Source organism: Mycobacterium sp. IDUB_3 (assembly GCF_055419585.1).
The window spans coordinates 3,675,078-3,691,291 of sequence record NZ_JBVAXZ010000001.1; the positions used below are offsets into that span (position 1 = coordinate 3,675,078).

17 protein-coding genes are annotated in these 16,214 nt (G+C 68.0%); 9 read left to right on the forward strand and 8 right to left on the reverse strand.

Annotated features, from left to right (window positions below):
• Positions 1–9: 9 nt before the first annotated feature.
• Both ACZYVJ_RS16990 and bluB read right to left on the reverse strand, forming a co-directional pair.
• Complete coding sequence (locus ACZYVJ_RS16990) at positions 10–1,437, reverse strand: sulfatase family protein (protein WP_463832087.1); 1,428 nt, start codon at positions 1,435–1,437, stop codon at positions 10–12.
• Positions 1,438–1,505: 68 nt separating this feature from the next.
• A complete protein-coding gene (gene bluB, locus ACZYVJ_RS16995; protein ID WP_463832088.1) occupies positions 1,506–2,174 on the reverse strand; it encodes a 5,6-dimethylbenzimidazole synthase in 669 nt (222 codons plus the stop codon).
• A gap of 76 nt (positions 2,175–2,250) precedes the next feature.
• On the opposite strand from bluB, the gene ACZYVJ_RS17000 reads away from it, so the two are divergent.
• A complete protein-coding gene (locus ACZYVJ_RS17000) occupies positions 2,251–2,535 on the forward strand; it encodes a hypothetical protein (protein ID WP_463832089.1) in 285 nt (94 codons plus the stop codon).
• On the opposite strand, the gene ACZYVJ_RS17005 is transcribed toward ACZYVJ_RS17000, so the two are convergent.
• Positions 2,519–3,001: a hypothetical protein gene (locus ACZYVJ_RS17005; RefSeq protein ID WP_463832090.1), complete on the reverse strand. Its 483-nt coding sequence runs from the start codon at positions 2,999–3,001 to the stop codon at positions 2,519–2,521. The two genes, ACZYVJ_RS17000 and ACZYVJ_RS17005, sit on opposite strands and share 17 nt — an antisense overlap.
• A gap of 80 nt (positions 3,002–3,081) precedes the next feature.
• Here ACZYVJ_RS17005 and ACZYVJ_RS17010 point away from each other — a divergent pair, with 80 nt between their 5' ends.
• Together ACZYVJ_RS17010 and ACZYVJ_RS17015 are read left to right on the forward strand one after the other, a co-directional pair.
• Positions 3,082–3,759 (forward strand): phosphatase PAP2 family protein, encoded by a 678-nt coding sequence (locus ACZYVJ_RS17010; protein ID WP_463832091.1) that lies wholly within the window; start codon positions 3,082–3,084, stop codon positions 3,757–3,759.
• Positions 3,760–3,858: 99 nt separating this feature from the next.
• Positions 3,859–4,518 carry a L,D-transpeptidase family protein gene (locus tag ACZYVJ_RS17015; protein WP_463832092.1) on the forward strand — a complete coding sequence of 220 codons (660 nt, stop codon included), beginning with the start codon at positions 3,859–3,861 and terminating at the stop codon, positions 4,516–4,518.
• Positions 4,519–4,522: 4 nt separating this feature from the next.
• On the opposite strand, the gene ACZYVJ_RS17020 is transcribed toward ACZYVJ_RS17015, so the two are convergent.
• Together ACZYVJ_RS17020 and ACZYVJ_RS17025 are read right to left on the reverse strand one after the other, a co-directional pair.
• Positions 4,523–4,999 carry a nuclear transport factor 2 family protein gene (locus ACZYVJ_RS17020; protein ID WP_463832093.1) on the reverse strand — a complete coding sequence of 159 codons (477 nt, stop codon included), beginning with the start codon at positions 4,997–4,999 and terminating at the stop codon, positions 4,523–4,525.
• Between the two features lie 4 nt (positions 5,000–5,003).
• The gene (locus tag ACZYVJ_RS17025; RefSeq protein WP_463832094.1) at positions 5,004–5,624 is read right to left on the reverse strand and encodes a TetR/AcrR family transcriptional regulator; all 621 of its coding nucleotides are present in this window, start codon (positions 5,622–5,624) and stop codon (positions 5,004–5,006) included.
• A gap of 38 nt (positions 5,625–5,662) precedes the next feature.
• Here ACZYVJ_RS17025 and ACZYVJ_RS17030 point away from each other — a divergent pair, with 38 nt between their 5' ends.
• The 4 genes from ACZYVJ_RS17030 to ACZYVJ_RS17045 all read left to right on the forward strand — a co-directional run bounded on the left by ACZYVJ_RS17030 (position 5,663) and on the right by ACZYVJ_RS17045 (position 10,997).
• On the forward strand, positions 5,663–6,892 hold the full coding sequence (locus ACZYVJ_RS17030) for a hypothetical protein (RefSeq protein WP_463832095.1): 1,230 nt from the start codon (positions 5,663–5,665) through the stop codon (positions 6,890–6,892).
• A 153-nt stretch (positions 6,893–7,045) separates the two neighbouring features.
• Entirely contained in the window at positions 7,046–8,998 is a 1,953-nt protein-coding gene (locus ACZYVJ_RS17035) for an Hsp70 family protein (RefSeq protein WP_463832096.1), read from the forward strand.
• A gap of 130 nt (positions 8,999–9,128) precedes the next feature.
• Positions 9,129–10,544, forward strand: coding sequence for a DUF7159 family protein (locus ACZYVJ_RS17040; RefSeq protein WP_463832097.1), 1,416 nt, complete (start codon positions 9,129–9,131; stop codon positions 10,542–10,544).
• A 114-nt stretch (positions 10,545–10,658) separates the two neighbouring features.
• Positions 10,659–10,997, forward strand: coding sequence for a hypothetical protein (locus tag ACZYVJ_RS17045; protein WP_463833032.1), 339 nt, complete (start codon positions 10,659–10,661; stop codon positions 10,995–10,997).
• Between the two features lie 14 nt (positions 10,998–11,011).
• Here the strand turns inward: ACZYVJ_RS17045 and ACZYVJ_RS17050 are convergent, their stop codons facing one another.
• Entirely contained in the window at positions 11,012–11,707 is a 696-nt protein-coding gene (locus tag ACZYVJ_RS17050; protein ID WP_463832098.1) for a DUF3060 domain-containing protein, read from the reverse strand.
• Positions 11,708–11,764: 57 nt separating this feature from the next.
• Between ACZYVJ_RS17050 and ACZYVJ_RS17055 the strand changes: the two genes are divergently transcribed.
• On the forward strand, positions 11,765–12,784 hold the full coding sequence (locus ACZYVJ_RS17055) for an NADP-dependent oxidoreductase (RefSeq protein ID WP_463832099.1): 1,020 nt from the start codon (positions 11,765–11,767) through the stop codon (positions 12,782–12,784).
• On the opposite strand, the gene ACZYVJ_RS17060 is transcribed toward ACZYVJ_RS17055, so the two are convergent.
• Positions 12,781–13,440 carry a hypothetical protein gene (locus ACZYVJ_RS17060; protein WP_463832100.1) on the reverse strand — a complete coding sequence of 220 codons (660 nt, stop codon included), beginning with the start codon at positions 13,438–13,440 and terminating at the stop codon, positions 12,781–12,783. The genes ACZYVJ_RS17055 and ACZYVJ_RS17060 overlap by 4 nt on opposite strands.
• Before the next feature lie 307 nt (positions 13,441–13,747).
• Here ACZYVJ_RS17060 and ACZYVJ_RS17065 point away from each other — a divergent pair, with 307 nt between their 5' ends.
• Positions 13,748–14,569, forward strand: coding sequence for a glycoside hydrolase family 16 protein (locus ACZYVJ_RS17065; RefSeq protein ID WP_463832101.1), 822 nt, complete (start codon positions 13,748–13,750; stop codon positions 14,567–14,569).
• Here ACZYVJ_RS17065 and ACZYVJ_RS17070 read toward each other — a convergent pair whose 3' ends face one another.
• Positions 14,570–16,012: a glycosyltransferase family 39 protein gene (locus ACZYVJ_RS17070; RefSeq protein WP_463833033.1), complete on the reverse strand. Its 1,443-nt coding sequence runs from the start codon at positions 16,010–16,012 to the stop codon at positions 14,570–14,572.
• Between the last annotated feature and the right edge of the window lie 202 nt (positions 16,013–16,214).

Sequence of the window (16,214 nt, forward strand, 5' to 3'; positions counted from 1 at the left end):
CGATCGCCACTAGCGTTGCGTGGGCTTGCCTTCTTCGATGCCGCGGTCGGCGGCGATGGCCGAGCGGGGGGTCGGCTTGGCCCGATGGATCTGCAGATACGTTTCGGTGTACCGCGCGGAGATGCGGGTACCGGCGAACTCCGATGGGATGACGTCGCCGGTGCGCTGACGCCAATCATGCAGTCGCACAGCAAGGTTGGCCGCGACCTCGTCCGCATCGGTCCCGTCCCCGGCCAGCAGGTTGGTGGTCTCGGTGGGGTCGGTGCGCAGATCGTAGAGTTCGCGCTCGGGGCGCGGCGACTTGACGAACGGCGCGACGGCCGCCCCGGACGGGCTTTCCTCGATGTCCAGCGGCAGATCCAGCAGCGGCCGTGGCACGTAATTCTCGATGTAGCTGTAGTCCTTGGTGCGAATCGCGCGGATCGGATCGAACGAGTCGTGGTAGGTCTTCATGGTGTAGACGTGATCGCGCACCGGCGCGGTCGGCGGATCGGGCTCCAGCAGAGCGGGTGCGTGGGAGAGACCGTCGACGTCGGCCGGGGTGTCAATTCCCAACAGCCCCAACAATGTCGGGACCAGGTCGACGGCGCTGAACAGCTCGTCGTACACCCGGGGGGCCACGGCCCGGTTGGCGGGCGGCCGGATGATCAAGCCGATGCCCGTACCGGCGTCGTACAGCGTGGATTTCGCCCGCGGGAACGCCGGGCCGTGGTCGGTGAAGAACACCACCCAGGTGTCGTCGTCCAAACCGGTGTCGGCCAGCGCGTCCAGCAGCCGCCCCACCGCGGCATCGGCGGTGCTGATGGCCCCGTAGAAGTCGGCGAGGTCGCCGCGCACCTCGGGGGTGTCGGGCAGGTAATCGGGCGGGTCCACCTCGGCGGTGTCGGCCGGCGTGTAGCGGTCCCGCGGATAGGGCCGGTGGGTCTCGAAGAAGCCGGCAGTCAACAAAAACGGCTGTCCGACAAGTCCTTCGGCGCTTTGCCGCAGCCACTCGTCGGTCCTCTCGGCCACGTAGTCGCAGTAGGAGTTCGACACGTCGAACTCGTCGAAGCCCAACCGCTTGGGGTATGAGGTCTCGTGCTGCATGCCGAACAGCGCCGAGTACCAGCCCGATTCGGACAATATTTGGGGCAGCGTGCGGATCCCGTCACGGTATTCCCAGCCGTGGTGGGCCAGGCCGATGAGGCCGTTGTTCTGCGGGTAGCGGCCGGTGAACAGCGATCCGCGCGACGGCGAGCACAGCGGCGCGGTGGCGTGCGCGCGGGTGAACAGGATGCCCTCGGCCGCAAGGCGGTCCAGTCGCGGGCTTGACACGTCGGTGTGGCCGTAGGCGCCGAGATAGCGGCCCAGGTCGTGCCAATGCACGATCAGCACGTTGTCTTTGTGGCCCGGTTTCCGTTGTCGGTCCGCTATGTCGCCCGGCGTCAATGGCGTCACCTCTCACATTTCCTTGCGACCGGCGACGTTACCGCAACTAACCCTGGTGTTTCCTGAGTGCCGACGCGTCAGGGCGCCGGCAGTTGACCCCATCGGTTCTCGCAGACAAACTCCGACAACGGGCGCGCAACCGCCCACCCGTCCAGTTCCAGTGCCGGGCGGTCGGGGAATTCGGGCACCGGGCCAAGGCACAGGATCGCCACCGGTTCGGCGCCGTTCGGCATCTCCAGCAGCGCCGCCAGCCGGTCAGGATCGAACAGCGACACCCAGCCCATGCCGAGGCCCTCGGACCGGGCCGCCAGCCACAGGTTCTGGATCGCGCAGGACACCGACGCCAGGTCCATGTGCGGGAGGGTCCGCCGGCCGAACACGTGCGCGTCGCGGCCGTCGCCCAGCGCCACCACGAACAGCTCCGCGCACTCGAGAATGCCCTCGACCTTGAGCGCCAGGAATTCGTCGGCCCGCTCGCCCAGGGCTGCCGCGGTGCGCGGACGTTCCTCGTCGACCAGGGCATGAATGCGCCGCCGCAGCGCGGCGTCGGTGATGCGGATGAAGCGCCACGGTTGCATCAACCCGACGCTGGGCGCCGCGTGCGCGGCCTGCAGCAAGCGCGCCAGCACGGCCTCGTCTACCACCGCGCCGGGAACGAACCTGCGCATGTCACGGCGTTCGTAGATGACGCGATAGACGGCCCGCCGCTCTTGCGGGCTGAATGCCTCACCGGTCACGTCAGCCATCGTAGGAAATCCGCGTTAGCGTGGAGCCTGCCAAGGCCTGAGCGCCTGGTGAACCCCAGGAAGGGAGTGGTTTTCCGTGAAGCCTTCCGATGTACTCGATCAGCTGGGCGTCGATGCCGCCGTGGGCCGCGGTTACGGCGAGCCCTATCAGACCCCGGACGGCACCACCGTCATCGTGGTCACCAAACCGCTGGGCGTGTTCACCATCCGCGACGGGCAGGCCTCCTGGACGCCCGCCGTGGACCAGGGCCGGATCGCGCTGATCGGGGTGACCACCGGCCTGCTGGCCGCGGTGATCGGCACCCTGGCGGTGCTGCGGCAGCCGCCCTGGCCGCGCATCACGATCAGGGACTATAGGTAACTCCGACCGCGCGGAACACGAAGTCCGGCGGCATGTCGAACGCCAACGACCGCCGGGGCAGGCCGTTGAGCACATCGTCGGGAATGGCGACCTTGTAGTGCAGCGACAGCTCACCGCTGAACTTCTCGTCGACCCTGGATACGTCGACGTCGACCTGCAGTCCGGCCGGCGAGATCTCCACCTGCGCCGCGCCGGTCTGCGGCGCGTTCCACCGCACGTTGACGGTCGGGCCGGCCAGCCGGGGCAGCATCGACAGCGTCGCGAGCACCCGCTCCGAGGTGAACACCAGCGAACCGGTGTAGCTGGCGACGCTGTGCGGCAACCGGACGCCGGGGATGGTGCCGCTGAATCGCCGGGTCACGGCGACGTAGTCGGCGAGGTAGGTGAGGCCCTCCGACTCGAGCTGCGCGTGCAGCTCGTCGGGCAGCTTGCCGATGCCGAACAACCTACGGACGAAGACGGCCATATCGACAGTATGACCGCGCGAGCGCCTCCGTGTGCGGGTCGCCCGCATGACACCTGCGGCACCGCTGGTATCGATTGGTTATGACTCGCCCGAGGATGCCGGTGGCCGCGTGGATCGCAGTACTGGCCGCGACGATGTACGCGGTGCTGTGGGTGGGTTACTGCCGGCACTGGGCTTGGCTGCACCGGATGGATTGGTGGTTGCTGAACGCGGCCCGCGACATCGCGCTCAAACACCCGCTGTGGCTGCGGTTTTGGGAGGGTGTGTCGTATGCGCTGGGTCCGATCCCGATGTCCGCGCTCGGCATCGCGATGACGGTATTGGCCCTGGTGATGCGTAATCTGCGGGCCGCGCTGGTGCTGGTCCTGGCGTGTGGGCCGCTCAATGAATTTGTGACCGCCGCGGCCAAGGCCCTGGTCAACCGGCCGCGTCCGGCGACCATGCTGGTCGCCGCGCCGTCCACCTCGTTCCCGTCCGGGCATGCGCTGGAGGCGATGGCGGCCCTGCTCGCCGTGTTGTGCTTTTTCTTTCCGATGATGAACCGGTTGATCCGTCGCATCGCGGTCGCGGTGGTAGCGGCCTCGCTGCTGACCGTCGGCGTCTCCCGGGTGGCGCTGAACGTGCACTACCCGTCGGACGTGCTGGCCGGCTGGTCGCTGGGCTACCTGTATTTCCTGTTGTGCCTCTTGGTTTTTCGCCCCTCGATCAGGCCATCCGCCAGTCCGCGGGGCGCATCCGAAACCGTCACTGTGCCCTAACAATGCTGTCCCGGTGGACATTTGGTCACGGCGTGGTGACCGAACCGGAGCTAAAGCTTTACTTGACCCGGAAGATGTGCCCGTTCGACGATGGAGGGCATGCACCGACTGCTCACTTCGCTGTGCGCCGCGGCGTGCGTAATTTTCGCCTCGGTGGTGCTGGCGCCGATCGGTGCCGCAGCCGGCGCGCCCTGGTTCGCGAACGCGGTTGGCAATGCGACCCAGGTGGTTTCGGTGGTGAGCACCGGCGGTTCCAACGCCACCATGGAGATCTTCCAGCACACCGGCACCGGCTGGCAGTCGCTGCGGTCCAACATTCCCACCCACGTCGGTTCGGCGGGCATGGCGCCGCAGGCCAAGAGCGGCGTCCCGGCCACCCCGATGGGCGTGTACAGCCTGGACTCCGCGTTCGGTACCGCGCCGAACCCGGGTACCGGGCTGCCCTACACCCAGGTCTCCGGTGCCAACTACTGGTGGAGCGGCGACGACCACAGTCCCACGTTCAACTCCATGCAGGTGTGCCAGAAGGCGCAGTGCCCGTTCAACACCGGCGACAGCGAGAACCTGCAGATCCCCCAGTACAAGCACGCCGTGGTGATGGGCGTCAACAAGAACAAGACCCCGGGCGGGGGAGCCGCGTTCTTCTTCCACACCACCGACGGGAAACCCACCGAGGGCTGCGTGGCGGTGGACGACGCTCAGCTGGTTTCGATCATGAAATGGCTGCGGCCCGGCGCGGTCATCGCCATCACCAAGTAGCGCCTCAGTCGGCGGCGATGGCGCGGCCGGGTTTGAGGGTGAAGTTCAGGCCCTCCAAAGACATTGTGGCGTCGTAGGTTCGGTCGTATCCGGTGCCGCTGATCTTCCAGCCTGCATCGGTGCGACGATAGGTGTCACGGTAGAAGGCCGCGCCGATCAACATGAAGTTGAAGTCGGCGACCATGACCCGGTCCTGCAGATACCAACTGCCGGTGGCGGTGTCGCCGTCGACGGTGATATCCGGATGCGTCACCCGGTGTTCGGTGATGACGTTCGCGGGCAGCGACGTCCGCATGTACTCCACCAGGTCGGCCCGATTGGTGAAGTGCAGCTCGTTGCCGATCGACGGCCCGTAGTCGGCCTTGATGTCCTCGGCCAGGGTGTTGGTGAAGTCGTCCCAATGCTTGGTGTCCAGCGCGCGCAGATACCGGTATTTGACTTGCTTGATCGCTTCGATATCGGCGAGATCGTCGAGGGTCATCAGGTCATTGCAGCACACGGGTGACCATGTCGACGAGGGCACGTCGTTCCAGGCTCCAATCGATGGCGGCACCGGTGACCATCTGCGCCAGCACCACACCGCGCAGCGTGGCCCAAATGACCTCGGCCACACCGGCATGCGCGGGGTCGGTGGTGATCAGTCGCCCCAGCTGGCCGACCGCGGCGTTCATGTCGAGCAGGTGTCGCCGCGAGGACGGGTCCTGGCCGCCGCGGGTCTCGCGCAGGATTTCGAAGGCGGCCATCGACGTCGGGCTGCTGTAGCAACTCCAGGCGGTGTCGACGACGACCTCGATGCGCTCGCGCAGCGGCAGTTCGCTGACGTCGGCCGACGACAGGCTGTCCACCAGCCGGGCCACCCCGTCGTCCACCACGGCCATCAGCAGGCCGTTGCGATCCCCGAAGTGGTACTGGATGACCCCCCAGGTGACGCCGGCGCGTTCGGCCACGTGCTTGGCGGTGGCGGCGGAGAATCCCTCTTCCACGATGCAGCGGACCGTCTCGTCGATGATTTTCACCCGGGTGTCATCGCCGCGCTTGCGTGGCGCGGTGGTTCGCCGGGTTGGGCCAACCGGGCGATCGGGGGTCTGGCCAGCGACGATGGACATTATTGACTTTATAACATAGTCGAGTCTATTTTTGGGGCGTGAGCAGCCCTTCGCGATACGCGCAATTGTCCCGTGACGAACTCGTGGTCCTGGTTCCCGAACTGCTGCTGATCGGGCAGCTGATCGACCGATCCGGGATGGCTTGGTGCATCTCCTCTTTCGGCCGCGACGAGATGGTGCAGATCGCCATCGAGGAGTGGGCGGGCTCCAGCCCGATCTACACCCGGCGCATGCAGAAAGCGCTGAACTATCAGGGCAACGACGTGGTGACGATCTTCAAGGGCCTGCAGCTCGACATCGGTGCCCCACCGCAATTCATGGATTTCCGGTACACCGTGCACGACCGCTGGCACGGCGAATTCCGCCTCGATCATTGCGGCGCCCTGCTCGACGTCGAGCCGATGGGCGAGCAGTACGTGTTCGGCATGTGCCACACCATCGAGGACCCGACCTTCGACGCCACCGCGATCGCGACCAACCCGCGCGCCCAGGTGCGCCCCATTCATCGCCCGCCGCGGACGCCGGCGGACCGGCATCCGCACTGTGCGTGGACCGTCATCATCGACGAGTCCTATCCCGAGGCGCAGAGCATTCCTGCCCTGGACATCGTGAGTCGAACTCGTGCTGCGACATGGGAACTCGACCCCATCGACCCCTCGGATGAGGGGCAGGCGGATTACTCCGGCCCGTTGCTGTCCGATTTCGACTTCGCCGCCTTCTCGCATTCGGCTCTGGTCCGGATGGCCGACGAGGTGTGTCTGCAGATGCACCTGCTGTACCTGTCGTTCGCGATCGCGGTAGCCGCGCGTGCCGCCAACGACGATGAGGCGGTCGGCGTGTGCACCCGCGGCCTGATCGGCATCGCAGGCATGGCCGCCGAGCGCATTCACCGCGCACTGAAACTGCCGGGCGGCACCGAAGGGGTGCTGCGGGTCCTCGAGCTGCACCCGCTGCTCAACCCGGCGGGCTACGTTGTGGCCGAGACGGAATCGAACCGGCTGCACGTACACCCGTCGCCGGCCCACGACGACAAATCCTGGATCTCGCTGTGCTCGCCGGAATCCGTGCAGCCGCTCCAGGCCATCGCCACCGCGGTGGAACCGCGCATCGAGGTTCGAGTTAGCGGTACGGCGGCCGACTGGACGGCCGAACTTGTCGAAACCGACACTGCGACCGAGGAACTGCCAGAGGTTTCGGTGGTCAGAGTCAGTGGGGGAGCGACCTTCCAGTTCGAGCCCAGGCGTTCGCTACCGCTGACGGTGTTGTAACACAAGGCTTTTGTCAAGGGGTTTTCGGTACCGCTTCGGTGACGCAAGCGCATCGAGCGAATACCAATGACATTGCGAAGCATCGGCTTTCCGCGTGTCCGCGGCTATCGTTAACGCTGGCCACCGACCCCTATGGACGAAGGTTTTCGCTCTATGTACGACCCACTCGGGTTGTCGATCGGGACCACGAACCTGGTCGCTGCGCGCAATGGAAGCCCACCGGTTAGCCGCCGGTCCGTGCTTACCCTTTATCCGCACTGTGCACCGAAAATCGGTGCACCCGAAGAGAACCCGCCTCTAGCCGAGCCTGGCGTACCGATGAAGGGCTTTATCGAGCGCATCGGTGATTCCGTCGCGCTGGTGTCACCCGACGGTTCCGCGCACGATCCGGAACTGCTGACGGTGGAGGCGCTGGACGCGATGGTGCTTGCCGCCGGTGCGGATGCGGCGTGCTCGGAGATTTCCATCGCCGTGCCGGCGCACTGGAAACCCGCGACGGTGCAGGCGTTGCGGGACGCCCTGCGAACGCATGTGGGCTTCGTGCGTAGCGGGATGGCGCCGCGGCTGGTCAGCGACGCGATCGCGTCGCTGACCGCGGTACGCGCCGAGCTCGGTCTGCCCGACGAGGGCGTGGTGGGGTTGCTCGACTTCGGCGGCAGCGGCACGTCGGCCACCTTGGTCAATGTCGCGGGGGACTTTGAACTGGTCAGCGCGACATTGCGTTACGCGGCGCTGTCCGGTGACGAGATCGACCAGGAGTTGCAGCTGCGCGCCTTCGACGAGCTGGGCCACGGCAGCGGCCTCGACCCGGCCAGCACCGCCGGTGTCGGACAGCTCGTCGAACTCAGGGAGCAATGCCGCGCGGGCAAGGAGCGGCTCTCGACCGACATGGCCACCGACATCACCGCTGTGCTGGGCGGGCGCAGTTGCAGCCTGACGTTGACCCAGGACGACCTCGAAGAGCTGATCCAGGACCGGCTGACCGGTTTCATCTACGCCTTCGACGACATGCTGGTGCGCTACCGCAAGAGCTGGTCGGACCTTGCCGCCGTGGTCACGGTCGGTGGGGGCGCGCGCATTCCGCTTGTCACCGAACGGCTTTCGATGCACGGTCGCGCGCCGATCCTGACTCCGTCGCAACCGGCCCTGGCCGCGGCCAGTGGGGCGCTGATCCTGGCTTCGCGTGGCGACGAGCTGGATCTGCGCACGCGGACGTCGATAGGGCTGCTCGCTTCGGCCGACGCGAGCGGTGATGTCGTCGACCTGGGCGCCGGCGATGTGCTGGTGATCGACGACGAGGCGCTGACCGATCGCGAATTGGCTTGGTCGCAGACCGAATACCCCGGCGACCTGCGGATGCGGTTCGGTGGGGAGACCTACGACGAGGACGGTCCGGCCGGATGGTCGATGCGGCTCAACGTCATCCAACCGCCGCGGGAACGCCAGCCCTGGCTGCGCCTTCGGTTCTCCCAGTTGATCATCGGCATGTCGGCCGTGGTCGCGATGACGGCGATCGGCGGGGTGGCCTACACGTTGACCGGGATTGAAAACCGTCCGGCCCCGCCACCGCCCTCCGTCGCGCCGCTGCCGGCGCCGCCGGCCAACTCCGTGGCGCCGCGTCCGGTGGCCCCGCCTCCGCCCACCGCGGTACCGCCGCCGCCCCCGCCCCCCAGCGCGCAACCCGTCCCCAGCCCGGCGCCGCCACCGCCACCGCCACCCCCGCCGTCGCCGCCACCACCGCCGCCCCCGGTGGTGGTCACCACCGCACCGCCGGCGCCCGTCTACACCCCAAGGCACACGGCGCCGCCGACAACCGCGCCGCCGCAACCGACGATCACCACAACGGTTCCGCCGCCACCGATGGAAACCACCACGCCACCACCACCACCGCCGCCGCCGACCACCACCAGCACGACGGTGCCGATGACGACGGAGTGGATCCGCGTTCCGCTGCTGCCGATACCGATTCCGGTGCCGGTTCCCCAGCAGCAGGCCCCTGCGACCCCGCAATACCCGCAATATCAGCCGTATCCGGGGAATCAGTATCCGCAGTATCCGCAGTATCCGGGCAACTCGCAGAATCCGTTCCTCGGGCCGGGTTATTAGCGTCGTTCCTGCGTACGCACACCGCCTGCGCGCCTAGCCGCACGCGCGTAACGTTTATGTCACCAAGTTCCGGCGGGTTCATCCCGTCATGCCCTCGCGAAGGGCGTTGAAAAGACCTTGGAGGCGTTACGTGGACATCGTGCTTGGGGTGTCGATGGCTCCCAGGACAGTCCGCCTGGTAGCGATCGAAGGCCAAAATGCTGACGGCGTGACCGTCGAACAAGAAGAGTTCGCGGTCGGGGCCGCAGGGAATTCGGGCGCCGGCGCGGTCGATCAGGTGATCGACGCGATCATCGGCAGCCGCGAAGGCGTGTTAGAGGGCGGCCACCGGTTGACCTCGACAGGGGTCACCTGGAGTGACCCCGCCGGTGTCGGCGCGCTACGGGAGGCTATCGCCACCCACGAGCTGGGCGGCGTGATGTTGGTCGCACCGTTGCTCGCCGCGGCCGCGCTGGCACAGACCGTCGGCTACGCGCTGGGCTACGAGCGCCTCGCGATGCTGTTCGTCGAGCCGGTGAACGCGACGCTGGCCGTGGTCGACGTCGCGGACGGCTCCATCGTCGACCTGCACCGGCGCCAGACCGGCGACGGCCGCGCGGGAGGCCTGGCCGCGGAACTGGCGACGATGGTCTCCGGTCTGGACGCGCGCGGGTCCCGGGCCGACGGTGTGTTCCTGATCGGCTGCGGAACCGACATCGTGGCGCTGAAGCCCACGCTCGAGGCGGCAACCACACTTCCGGTCACCGGTCCCGAGGAGCCGGACATGGCTCTGGCCCGCGGAGCGGCGCTGGCGTCGGCGAACGCCCCGCTGTTCGCGTCGTCGACGGCGGCCCTGGCCTACGCGCTGGACCCGGGCACCGGCGAGCTGAGCCCGCCCGCGATCAGCCCGACCTACCTGGACGTGTGGGACAACGCCGACTTCGGCACCGGCGCCCGGGCCTATAGCGCCGTTCCGGACGAGGACGAGAACCCCCCGCGCCGGCCCTGGTTCATGCTGCTGGCCGGTAGCGCCCTGGCCGCCATCGTCGCCGCGATCGCCGGGGTGGTGCTGGTGACGTTGGCGTCGGATCGCCCAGGGTCGGACGTCCGGCACCATTCGGGCGTCAGCGTCGCCACGCCGAGAGTCCAGCTGCCCGCGCCGCCGCCGAGCAACCCGCCGCAGGCCGAGCTGCCGGCTCCGAGCCCCGCGCCGCCACCCGCACCCAGCCCGTCCGAGGTGGCCGCCCCGGCCCCCGCCCCGTCGCCGGTGCAGCAGCCCGCTCCGCAGACCCCGGTCACTCCGCCGCCCGCGGCCCCGGTGTATCGCGCCCCGACCCGGCAGGCGCCGCAATACGTGCCGCCGCCGGTCCGACAGGCGCCCCCACCGGTCCAAGAGGCGGCGCCCCCGCCGGCCGCGGCACCCGCGCCGCCGCCGGCCGCACCTGCGCCCGCGCCCCCGCCGGCCGCACCGCAGCTGCCGCAGCAACCACCGGTGACGATGTACCTGCACTTCCCGTTCGTCACGGTGCCGATCCCGATCAACCCGCCACCACCGCCCGGCCCGTAAGCACGTGGCAAACGCTGCCGACTGAGCGCACACTGGCGGTTACGGCACGAGCGCCAAGGAGGTCGCGTGGGCGAGCACAGTGGATTCGGGTTCGACCCCGACGAGTTCGATCGAATGATCCGGGAGGGCAGCGAAGGGCTGCGCGACGTGTTCGAGCGGGTCAGCAAGTTCGTGGCCGCTCCCGGTGGCCGGGCGGGCTGGTCCGCCGTTTTCGAAGACCTGTCGCGACGCCCGCGCAGTGCTCCGGAAACCGCCGGCGAAGCCGGTGAGGGTGTATGGGCCATCTATACGGTGGACGCCAGCGGTAGCGCGCGCGTCGAACAGGTCTATGCGACCGAACTCGACGCACTGCGGGCGAACAAGGCGAACGTCGATCCCAAACGCAAGGTGCGTTTCCTGCCCTATGGCATTGCCGTCAGCGTCCTCGACGACGACGCCGAAGAGCCCGCGTAGCAAACGTTTTCGGCTCAGCCCTGCTGCACCACGTTCGAGCCGCCGGAGTTGCTGATCTTCGGCGCGCCGGAGTGGTAGGTGACCTTGTTGTCGAAGCCGGAGGCCTCGATGGTGTCGACGGCCTCGACGGTGATCGAATTGTGCACGCCGGACACCGACAGGCTGGTGCAATACCCGGTGATCGTCACGGTGTTGGAAACCCCACTGACGCTGACGATGTTCTCGTCGCACGCGATGGTCCGGTTCTCGTTGATGCCGGCCACGCTGAGCTCCGTGCCCGGCGGTGCGGCGGGTGAGGTCGACGGCGAGGGTGACCTCCTGCGCGAGGTGGACGGGCCGGGGTTCGTCGAAATGCTCGGTGGGCTGAACGTTTTGGAGATGGTCGGCGGCGAGGCGATGATCGACTTCACGCCGGAAAGTTGGTGTGCGGCAAAGGCCGCGATGCCACCCGCGAGGGCCAATATGCCGATCACGACGAGCGTGCCGAGGATCCACCAGACGCGGTTACCCGACGGGCGTTGCTGGGGTGGCCCGGGGGTGGGGCCGCCGTAGGTCCACGGAGCGGGGAGCGGGGCCGGGGCGCCAACCGGGCCGGGCGGATAATTTTGGCCGGCGGGCTGCGAGCTGCCCTGTTCTGACGCCCGTGCCGTCTCGGCGAGTGGGCGCTCGAGTTCCCGGATCCGGTCTTCCGGGTCTTCGTTTGCTGCCATGCACTGAATATGCCATTCGCTTCTGCGTTTCCGGCCCGTTCGGTAGTTTTTAGGGTCGTGCCCGACTTGCCGAATCGCCAGGTCCTCCTTCGCCGCCGCCCGTCGGGGCTTGTCGAGCCGGATGACACGGAAATGGTCACCACGCCCGCGCCCGAACCCGCCGACGGTGAGGCGCTGTTGCGGACCACGTACGTCGGCATCGACGCCGCCGCCCGCACCTGGCTGGACGACCAGCCCAGCTATCTCCCGCCGGTGCAGCTGGGGGAGGTTATCCGGGCGGCCGGGATCGGCGAGGTGGTCGCGTCGCGGTGCGGCGCCTATGCCGTCGGCGACGTCGTCACCACGCTGACCGGATTCCAGGAATACGCGCTCATCCGCGACGACCTGTTCAGCACGCCGATCCCTGGCGAGGACGACCAGCTGGCCATCATGTCCGTCTACGGGCCGACCGGCGCCACCGCCTATTTCGGGATGACCGACATCGGCCGGCCGCAGCCCGGGGAGACGGTGGTGGTGTCGGCGGCAGCGGGTGCCACCGGCTCGGTCGCCGGGCAGATCGCCAAGATCGCCGGCGCCCGGGTGGTGGGCATCGCGGGCGGTCCGGAGAAATGCCGGGCGGTGGTGGAGGACTTCGGGTTCGACGCCTGCATCGACTACAAGAACGAGGACATCGCGGCGGCGCTGAAAAAGCATTGCCCGCAACGGGTCGACGTCTATTTCGACAACGTCGGCGGCCCCATCCTCAACGCCGTGCTGGGCCGCCTGGCCGCCCGCGCGCGCGTCGTCCTGTGCGGCGTCATCTCGAGCTACCTCACCGGGGAGCACCCCGGGCCGGCCAACTACGTGAACCTGCTGTCCAAGACCGCACTGATGCAGGGGTTCAACGCGCTCGATCAGTGGGGGCGCTTCGACGAAGCCTTCGCCGCGCTACGCCAGTGGGAGGCCGAAGGCCGACTTCACCACCGGCAGACCATCTTTGAGGGCATCGAGTCCTGTGTCGATGCCCTCAACGGCCTATTCACCGGCGTCAACGTCGGCAAGACCCTGGTCAGGCTCAGCGAGCCCAGCCCCCGCTAGGCCTCGCCGAGAACCCGGTGCAGCGCCTTGCGCGCATCGGTCAGCGCCTCGAGCACCTTGATCCGGGTCTCGGCGAGCTGCTGCTTCTGCTCGTCGGTGCCCGTCCATGCGATGGTGCGGGCCAACCCGGCGATCTCGAAGAACTCCTTGCGGATCTTGAGAACGTCGCCGAACTTGGCCGCCCGGCCCAGGAAGGCGTGCGCGGTCTCGCTGCTGATTCCGCGCCAGGCCAACAGGTTTCGGCCGAGCTCGGTCAGCGTCGCCACCCCGCCGTCGACGGTGACCACGCCGCGGCCGGCGAGAATGCCGATCGCCAGCTCGGCCACGTCCTGCGGAGGGGTGAACGCGCCGCCGGTCGCGTCGGACACCCGCTGCACCACCTGCGCGGCGTCGGCCGGCCCGTCCAGCAGCAATGCCGCGGTAACGAACGCCGCGCGCTTGAGGCCGTGACGACCCTTCTTGCCGAAGGGTGCGAAGCCGGGACCGCCCGCCCCCGGGCCGCCGAAGCCCGGACCACCAAAGCCCGGACCACCAAAGCCCGGACCACCAAAGCCCGGACCGCCGAAGCCAGGACCACCAAAGCCGGGACCGCCGAAGCCGGGACCGCCGAAGCCAGGACCACCAAAGCCGGGTCCACCGAAGAATCCATGAGACATGGTTGTTTTTCCTTTCTCAAACCATCAATCTCCTTGATACCAGCGAAGCGCGGGATGTCAACGTGGTTGATGGTTGGTGCGGGAAATCCCAGGAAGTTGGCGCCGCGGCTGCTATCGTCGCTTACTTATGCCAGGGGGATGGCTGCGACGGACCGGCGCGCGGGTGGCGACCGGGTATGCCGCGCGCGGATCGCGGCGGCAGGATGCGGGCCACCCCACCGCGTGGTTTCATAACACCGTTTGCGAGAGTTGCCTGGGGAGATCGCGCCGAGCTTGACCAGCCGGCTTTGAACGATTGGTGGTTTAGATGGATCGTCGCAGCATGATGCTGATGTCGGGCCTCGGCATGATCGGGGCTGCGATGCGCTTGCCGGGTGCTTGGGCCACCCCGTCGGCGCCCGAAGCGCCGCCGTCGGCCGGGGGCGGGCCCTTCATCTTCGCCGACGAGTTCGACGGCCCGGCGGGTTCGGCTCCCGATCCTGGGAAATGGACCGTCCAGACCTGGCAGGACGACGTGTTCCCGCCGGTCGCCGGGATATACCGCGACGACCGCCGAAACGTGTTCCAGGACGGCAATTCCAACCTCGTCTTGCGCGCCACCCGAGAAGGGGACACCTACTACGGCGCCAAACTGCGGGGCAACTTCCGCAGCATGATCAACCAGACTTGGGAAGCGCGGATCAAGCTGGACTGCTTGGAGCCGGGCCTCTGGTCGGCGTTCTGGGGTGTCAACGAGGATCCGCTGCCGGATGGCGAGGTTGACCTTTTCGAGTGGTACGGCAACGGCTCGTGGCCTCCGGGAACGACGGTGCACGCCGCGTCGAACGGCAAAACCTGGGAGGGCAAGTCCATCCCCGGCATGGTCGACGGCAACTGGCACACCTGGCGAATGCATTGGGGCGAGGAAGGATTTCAATTCGCCCGCGACGGGGCGCAGTACTTCAGCGTTCCGAACAAACCCATCCACGTCCACGGGGGTGCCCCCGACGACTTCCGCTGGCCGTTCAACAATCCCGGCTACTGGATGACACCCATGTTCACCCTGGCGGTCGGTGGGGTCGGCGCCGGAGATCCCGCCGCTGCCGGCCTGCCGGCGGACATGCTCGTCGACTGGATCCACATCTGGTGACTATCGCTGCGCTTTGAGCACCTGGACCAGGTTGAACTGCCAGCGCTCCACCAAACGGAAACCCAGGTCGTGCGGCACCGCGAAGGCAGTGCTCGCCCAATAGACAGGGCCGGGCGGCAGCGCCGGACCCTGCTCGTGCGACGGCTGCGACGGGTCGGCCTGGGTGATGATCCAGACGACGCCGCACTGGCTCAACGGCCGGGCCACCACCTCGGGGATGAGATTAGTGTCGAACACGTCGTTGCGGTCGGTCGCCTTCTGCCACAGCGTGAGATCGATCAGCTTGCGGTAGGCAGCCGGGCGGGCCGCCAGCAGCGGGCGCATCGGCGCCGGCATGAACGTCACCGTGTCGTTGACCAGTAGGCAATCGCCCGGCGCGGCCTTCGCGGTGATCAGGTCGGCGACCTGACTGTAGTCCATGCCGTACTTGGCATATGGGTTACGTTGTACCCGAACATAATTGGGCGCGGCGGCCACGGCGAACAGGCCGACGACCGCCGTCGTCACCCATGGTTTGGCGGCCACCGCGCCGCAGCAGACACCCAGGATCAGCGCCAGTGCCGGGGCGGTGAAACACAGGTAGCGCGGCGTGTAGATCGGATGAACCAGCGCCGAATACGTCACGATCGCCGCCGTCGGCGCCACGAGCCACCCCGCCGCGAGCACCAGCAGCTGGCGCTGCGACTCCGCCAGGCGCGCTGACCCGCTGAGCCACAACACGATTGCCGCGCCGATCAGCAACGCCGACAGCACGGCGAACGGCGGGCACCGTTCGAAATACTGCTGCATCAGTACGTCTTCGATGGTGCGGTGGCCGATGGGTGCGACCCAGCTGATCTGGTGCGCCTGCCCGGCGACCGTCATCAGGAACGGCACCAGCGCGCCCACGGCCACGGCCGATGCAATCACGAAGCCCGGCAACGCCGTTCGGCTCCGGTGGAAGACGCCGACGAACACGGCGTACGCCGCCAGCAGCAGCGCGAGGTAGGCGTCCAGCACGATCGAGCAGGCCAACGCGACGGCATAGGACAGCCATAGCCAACCGGTGTCCCGGCGCGCGGCATAGACCAGCAGGACGGTCAGCCACACGGCGGCCATCATCGACATTGCGTAGGGGCGGGCCTCGATGCCCGCCCACGTGGTCCGCGGCAGGATCGCGCAGAACGCTCCGGAGGCCACCGCGACGGTGCGGGACGAGAACTGCTTGCCCAGCACGACGACGCCCGCGGCGGCGCCGCCCACCGCCAAGGTGCTGGGCGCGCGCGACCAGAACTCGGTGGGCGGGAAAACCTGGAACCAGCCGCGCATGAGCAGGTAGTACAAGCCGTGGACGGCGTCGACGTTGCCCAGCATGTGCCACATCTGGGCCAGCGACCGGCTGTAGGCGGCCGAGATGGTCGCGGCCTCGTCGTACCAGAAGGAGGGCCGGGCGGCGCCGGCCATGCTCACCGCGGCGGCCACGATCGCGACGATCAGCGGGTCCAGCGCGGCCGGTACCGCCGGTCGGCGACCGCCCAGCACGCCGCGCCGACGCCGCGCCGCCTCGGTGGTTCCGACGCTCACCGAACCGCCCGGGACGTCGCGGTTTGGCTGAACACACCGCTATGTTGCCAGAAGCAAACCGGGCCGATCCGGGGGCTCAACC

Coding starts and splice junctions, on each gene's coding strand:
- ACZYVJ_RS17070 (WP_463833033.1), bottom strand. CDS start 16,012: ATGGCCGGCGCCGCCCGGCCCTCCTTCTGGTACGACGAGGCCGCGACC.
- bluB (WP_463832088.1), bottom strand. CDS start 2,174: ATGGCTGACGTGACCGGTGAGGCATTCAGCCCGCAAGAGCGGCGGGCC.
- ACZYVJ_RS17005 (WP_463832090.1), bottom strand. CDS start 3,001: ATGGCCGTCTTCGTCCGTAGGTTGTTCGGCATCGGCAAGCTGCCCGAC.
- ACZYVJ_RS17045 (WP_463833032.1), top strand. CDS start 10,659: ATGATCCGGGAGGGCAGCGAAGGGCTGCGCGACGTGTTCGAGCGGGTC.
- ACZYVJ_RS17050 (WP_463832098.1), bottom strand. CDS start 11,707: ATGGCAGCAAACGAAGACCCGGAAGACCGGATCCGGGAACTCGAGCGC.
- ACZYVJ_RS17060 (WP_463832100.1), bottom strand. CDS start 13,440: ATGTCTCATGGATTCTTCGGTGGACCCGGCTTTGGTGGTCCTGGCTTC.
- ACZYVJ_RS17020 (WP_463832093.1), bottom strand. CDS start 4,999: ATGACCCTCGACGATCTCGCCGATATCGAAGCGATCAAGCAAGTCAAA.
- ACZYVJ_RS17025 (WP_463832094.1), bottom strand. CDS start 5,624: ATGTCCATCGTCGCTGGCCAGACCCCCGATCGCCCGGTTGGCCCAACC.
- ACZYVJ_RS17010 (WP_463832091.1), top strand. CDS start 3,082: ATGACTCGCCCGAGGATGCCGGTGGCCGCGTGGATCGCAGTACTGGCC.
- ACZYVJ_RS17015 (WP_463832092.1), top strand. CDS start 3,859: ATGCACCGACTGCTCACTTCGCTGTGCGCCGCGGCGTGCGTAATTTTC.
- ACZYVJ_RS17065 (WP_463832101.1), top strand. CDS start 13,748: ATGGATCGTCGCAGCATGATGCTGATGTCGGGCCTCGGCATGATCGGG.
- ACZYVJ_RS17035 (WP_463832096.1), top strand. CDS start 7,046: ATGTACGACCCACTCGGGTTGTCGATCGGGACCACGAACCTGGTCGCT.